9 protein-coding genes are annotated in these 4889 nt (G+C 41.3%); 3 read left to right on the top strand and 6 right to left on the bottom strand.

What is annotated here, in order from left to right:
• Positions 1-244: transposase (locus CIK04_RS03325; RefSeq protein WP_142994982.1), on the top strand; the 244-nt coding region annotated here is incomplete at its 5' end.
• A 33-nt stretch (positions 245-277) separates the two neighbouring features.
• On the opposite strand, the gene CIK04_RS03320 is transcribed toward CIK04_RS03325, so the two are convergent.
• Both CIK04_RS03320 and CIK04_RS03315 read right to left on the bottom strand, forming a co-directional pair.
• The gene (locus CIK04_RS03320) at positions 278-832 is read right to left on the bottom strand and encodes a hypothetical protein (protein ID WP_097353721.1); all 555 of its coding nucleotides are present in this window, start codon (positions 830-832) and stop codon (positions 278-280) included.
• An 11-nt stretch (positions 833-843) separates the two neighbouring features.
• Positions 844-966 (bottom strand): DUF3265 domain-containing protein, encoded by a 123-nt coding sequence (locus CIK04_RS03315; RefSeq protein WP_072609765.1) that lies wholly within the window; start codon positions 964-966, stop codon positions 844-846.
• 541 nt (positions 967-1507) lie between these two features.
• Here CIK04_RS03315 and CIK04_RS03310 point away from each other — a divergent pair.
• Positions 1508-1750 (top strand): type II toxin-antitoxin system ParD family antitoxin, encoded by a 243-nt coding sequence (locus tag CIK04_RS03310; RefSeq protein WP_011080384.1) that lies wholly within the window; start codon positions 1508-1510, stop codon positions 1748-1750.
• Positions 1747-2046 (top strand): type II toxin-antitoxin system RelE/ParE family toxin, encoded by a 300-nt coding sequence (locus tag CIK04_RS03305; RefSeq protein ID WP_017420621.1) that lies wholly within the window; start codon positions 1747-1749, stop codon positions 2044-2046. The genes CIK04_RS03310 and CIK04_RS03305 overlap by 4 nt, the downstream gene beginning before the upstream one ends.
• A gap of 85 nt (positions 2047-2131) precedes the next feature.
• Here CIK04_RS03305 and CIK04_RS03300 read toward each other — a convergent pair whose 3' ends face one another.
• The 4 genes from CIK04_RS03300 to CIK04_RS03275 all read right to left on the bottom strand — a co-directional run bounded on the left by CIK04_RS03300 (position 2132) and on the right by CIK04_RS03275 (position 4492).
• On the bottom strand, positions 2132-2527 hold the full coding sequence (locus CIK04_RS03300; protein WP_051118181.1) for a hypothetical protein: 396 nt from the start codon (positions 2525-2527) through the stop codon (positions 2132-2134).
• A 499-nt stretch (positions 2528-3026) separates the two neighbouring features.
• Entirely contained in the window at positions 3027-3155 is a 129-nt protein-coding gene (locus tag CIK04_RS35450; protein ID WP_128824590.1) for a DUF3265 domain-containing protein, read from the bottom strand.
• 349 nt (positions 3156-3504) lie between these two features.
• A complete protein-coding gene (locus CIK04_RS35445; protein WP_128824591.1) occupies positions 3505-3648 on the bottom strand; it encodes a DUF3265 domain-containing protein in 144 nt (47 codons plus the stop codon).
• Between the two features lie 469 nt (positions 3649-4117).
• Complete coding sequence (locus CIK04_RS03275; protein WP_097353771.1) at positions 4118-4492, bottom strand: hypothetical protein; 375 nt, start codon at positions 4490-4492, stop codon at positions 4118-4120.
• Positions 4493-4889: the final 397 nt, after the last annotated feature.

Below are 4889 nucleotides of genomic sequence, written 5' to 3'. Positions count from 1 at the left end.
TGGCCGCTATAAAGGCAAACGAATTATCCAAGGTGGGCGCGCTCAGGTGCGTACAGTCCTGTATATGGCGATGATGTCTGCAATGCAATCTAACCCTGTTTTTAAGACCACATATCAGCGATTACTGGAAGCAGGAAAACCCAAAAAAGTAGCCATCATTGCCTGTGTTAGAAAGATGGTTGTGATCCTGAATTCAATGCTAAGAGACGGAACTATGTGGAATGAAAATATGGCGAAAAATTAACTATTGACGCCATACTCGTTTGTTAGGCGATTTTTAATACGTCTCGTACTTATAAACACCAATTTCAACTGCCTTCTGATTGGCATACTTAAACCAAATATTATTTGTAACGTCCGCATGCTCCGTTTTATCAGGTAAACTTCGCTGATCTTTTTCTTCTTGTGATATGGGTCTTATTGAGTCATATCCTTGAACATAAGAGCCGCTACCGTCCGTTGTGGGCTCAAGTTGCTGGCCCAGAATGGATTCAGATTGGGCTTTTGATATACCTAAACAATAGTCTCCAATACATGAAGGAAGCTCTATTTGGCTCTGGCTACAATCTAGCCCTGGTTTTCTATCGTGCACACTGACTCTTGTGATTATTGGATGCCCTCCGAAGACAACATAAGTAACATTATCAATATAACAATACCCTTTTTCAGAATGGCCTTGAGGTAATCTTTGAAGTTTAGATGGGCCTAGTAAGTTAAGTACATCTTCATATGTCGATTGACTGACTTCAATACCCACATAAGTTGACGGCAAATCGCTAGAGACAGCAGACCAAGAGACTAGCAACAGAATTGCACTTGAAGATTTCAACATAACTACCTCGCCTAACGCTGCGTTAAGGGGTGAGTGCCGCATAAACCAAGCTTCCGCAGACCACTTTCACCACCAAAACCAACCGCATACCAAAAATGCCACGCGGCATGAATCCCGCTTAAACGCCTTGTTATGCTTAAGCTTCAATGGCTTACGTTTGACCAGAACCAAGATTAACTCGACTTTGATTCACAAACAAAAGGCAAAGATTAGAAAACCGAAATGAATCATAGTTTTGACAATCAGGCTCGAGATTTTGGCAAATCTAGTTTGAAGTTTGAAAACCTAGAAATGGATTTCTGATTGAGCCAACCGCCCTAACCTCGCGCTTACCCGAAAATTGATTGAGGCAACGCTCTGAATTTTCAGCGCCAAAGAATAAGCGTCCAAAAAACAGCGCTCAAAAAAGCCAACTTGCCGACAAACATCAAACTGAAAAGCCGAGGGAACAAAGAAAACCATAAACCACTGATTTTACTTGATTAAGCATAACGCCGCGTTAAGGGGCGCAGGCACGCACTACAAACGTTACCGCATCACACCCTAACCACTAAATAAACTGCAAGCCAAAAATGCCACGCGTGCCAAGTCCCACTTGAACGCTTTGTTATGCGCCTTGCATCCAAGCTCAACTAATACCATAATTAGGTATCTATTGGTACTAAGGACTAAGTTATGGCTAAGAACACTAGTATTACTTTGGGTGACCATTTTGATGGTTTTATTGCTAATCAAATCCAAAGCGGCCGCTATGGCTCTGCAAGTGAAGTTATTCGTTCTGCTTTACGTTTACTTGAAACCCAAGAAACTAAAATGAACACTTTACGCCAGTTGCTTGTTGAGGGCGAAGAAAGTGGAGTTGCGGATTATGACCTTGATTCGTTTATCAATGAGTTAGATAGCGAAGAGAGAAAATGAGACCATTTCAGTTAACTAACAAGGCGAAATCTGATTTAAGAGATATAGCCTTGTTTACCTCTCGACGTTGGGGTCGCGAACAGCGAAATATTTATCTAAAACAGTTTGATGACTCATTTTGGCTGTTAGCCGAAAATCCTGACATTGGTAAAGCCTGTGACGAAATTCGCGATGGCTACAGAAAGTTTCCACAAGGAAGCCACGTAATATTTTATCGTCAGATCGGCAGTCAAAATATTGAGATTATCCGTATCCTTCACAAAAGCATGGATGTGAATCCAATTTTGGGCGCATAACGCCGCATTAAGGTGTGAGCAGCGCTTGGCTATACTTGAGCGAAGCGAAACTGCCAAGCGTTGCGAATCACTCTTAAATGCTTTGTTATATGCTTGCCAATGCTTTCGCAACGTCCATTTCAATATGATGCAATTTCATCTTTTTATCGATAATCTCTTGTTCTGTGAATCTACTATTATTTGACCAATAGATTCCTTTGAAAAAGCAACGTTCAGCTAGTTCTGCATTGTACTCGCGTACAAGAATGGAGGTCGAGTACCAACATTCTGATAATTCCCTTTCGACAGTGTCTGACTTAGACTCAGCATTATCAAGAACAGACTTCATGTACACTGCTGTTCTGTCTAAAGAGGTCATTAGTGACTTAATAGCTTCATTTTCTTTCTTCGCTTTGTTTTCTTTACGGTTTACGTAAAACTCTACCCATTTGATCGCTGCCTCACTTAACGAAGATACATCTGAAATTTCTAGTAATGCCATTAAAACTCCTAATTAAAAATTAACTTGGGCATATAACGCTGCGTTAAGGGGTGAATGCCGCATAAAGCAAGCTTCCGCAGACCACTTTCACCACCAAAACTCACTGCAAAACAAAAATGCCACGCGGCATGAATCCCGCTTAAACGCCTTGTTATGTTTAAGGCTCAAAGGGTTAAGTTTGCGATACCAATAGCTTAACTCGACTTACCTTTGCAAACCAAAACCAGACGCTAAAAAGCTGAATTAAATCATAATTTTGATTGTGCCGACTTTGAGTTTTAACGTGAGAAATCGAAAAAATAGGGCTCTAACTTTGAAATCAAAATCACTTAACTCACCTCGCCTACWCTCTGCATTTCAATGAGGCAACTCTCTGAACTTTTAGCGCCCACGAATTGGAGTCCAGAAAACAGCGACCACTGAAGTTAACCTGCCGACAAAACCAAAATTAGAAATACGAAGGAACAAAGAAAAGATGCAACCAACTGATTTTACGTGACTAAACATAACGCTGCGTTAAGGGGTGAATGCCGCATAAACCAACTTTCCGCAGACCACTTTCACCACCAAAACTCACTGCAAACCAAAAATGCCACGCGGCATGAATCCCGCTTAAACGCCTTGTTATGCTTAAGCTTCAATGGCTTACGTTTTAATTGAATTAAGATTAACTCGACTTTGATTTACAAACAAAAACCAAAACGTAGAAAACCGAAATGAATCATAGTATTGACAATCAGGCTCAGAATTTTGGCAAATCTAGTTTGAAGTTTGAAAACCTAGAAATGGATTTCTGATTGAGCCACCCGCCCTAACCTCGCGCTTACCCTAAAATTGACTGAGGCAACTCTCTGAATTTTTAGCGCCCAAGAATGGATGTCCAGAAAATAGCGCCCACAAAAGCCAACTTGCCGACAAATACCAAACTGACAAGCTGAGGGAACAAAGAAAAACCATAAACCACTGATTTTACTTGATTAAGCATAACGCCGCGTTAAGGGGTGAATGCCGCCTAAACCAAGTTTCCGCACACCACTTTCACCACAAAAATTACCGCAAACCAAAAATGCCACGCGGCATGAATCCCGCTTAAACGCCTTGTTATGTGTTTGAATTAACAGCTAAAGATTATCTTTTTTGACCACAAAGCGCGATAATTTATGCCCCAATGCGAAACTTACTACCGCTACAGTAACAGTAACTATTATTGAGAAAAGATAGCCAACTGTTGCCGAGACACCAAAACCCCAAACGAAAGAAAATACCAAACCCTGAAAAGCTTCGTAAGGCCAAACGAGAAGCGGAAAGTGGGATCCGTCCATGATGACGAAAACTAGGGTACTCAAAGATAAAACCGATGATAAGAACCCAATGATATTGTGACGATTCATACTAGTAATCCACTAGAAACATTTTCCGCAATTCTAATTTTTACTTTTTGATTTAGAAAGATAAATTCCGGAAAGACACATAACGCCGCGTTAAGTGGTGAGCAACGCAGACCACCAACCTTAAACCATTGTACCTTAAACACCAAAACCGAATTGAACTCAAGTCGCCAAGCGTTGGGAATCCGTCTTAAACGCCTTGTTATGTGGATGTTCCCGCTAGCACCAAAACAGTAATTGCACCAAACAATATCCATGATAGATGCTTTCCTTTTGATCCCAAAAGGGCCGCCAGAAAGTGCATACCAAATGTAATAGCGATTATCTGTCCAACTAGTTGTTTACCAAACTCTGGCTGCGCTAGAACCACAACAATGCCAGCTAGCCCCAACCAGGCTACTGACGTTAAGTGCCATGCAAACCTCAACGTACGTTTAGTAAAATCATCACTTCCTAAAATCTTTGGCAAATTGTCACGCTTAAACAACCTAGAAAGGATAAAACGTTCACCGAGGTAAGAATGAGCAAAAGATACAACCATTAGCAAAAAAGCTGCGAGATATAAAAGACTTTCCATTTTCTCCTCCATCCACATAACGCCGCGTTAAGGGGTGAACAACGCGATACCACCTAACTTAAACCATTGTGCCATAAACACAAAAGCTCAACTTTGAACCAAAACTGCCAAGCGTTGAGAATCCCTCTTAAACGCTTTGTATGGGAAATTATCCCCATTAATCGACCTGTTTCGGGTAATGTGAGACCCAGGCTTTAGCCGCAACTAAAGCTTTCTATGTTGTAGTTCGATTGAACGCTGGCTCCTCTATCGAGAGACCGATAACAAACATGAACGCGACATAGAACTCCAAGCACCAAACTCGAATACTCGACTGGGTCTCGAACCCGCATTACGCAAGCAAGAGTTAGCTTATTATGAATACAAACACACTTCAAAATATTAATGTCGGTGTGGA

This window comes from Vibrio sp. 03_296 (assembly GCF_002265885.1).
The sequence above is the reverse complement of the archived record's forward strand: the minus strand, read 5'-3'. Positions and strand labels throughout refer to the sequence as shown.

Bases quoted from the DNA above. Each gene is read 5' to 3' on its own strand.
- CIK04_RS03310 (WP_011080384.1), top strand. From the start codon at position 1,508: ATGGCTAAGAACACTAGTATTACTTTGGGTGACCATTTTGATGGTTTT.
- CIK04_RS03320 (WP_097353721.1), bottom strand. From the start codon at position 832: ATGTTGAAATCTTCAAGTGCAATTCTGTTGCTAGTCTCTTGGTCTGCT.
- CIK04_RS03300 (WP_051118181.1), bottom strand. From the start codon at position 2,527: ATGGCATTACTAGAAATTTCAGATGTATCTTCGTTAAGTGAGGCAGCG.
- CIK04_RS03275 (WP_097353771.1), bottom strand. From the start codon at position 4,492: ATGGAAAGTCTTTTATATCTCGCAGCTTTTTTGCTAATGGTTGTATCT.
- CIK04_RS03305 (WP_017420621.1), top strand. From the start codon at position 1,747: ATGAGACCATTTCAGTTAACTAACAAGGCGAAATCTGATTTAAGAGAT.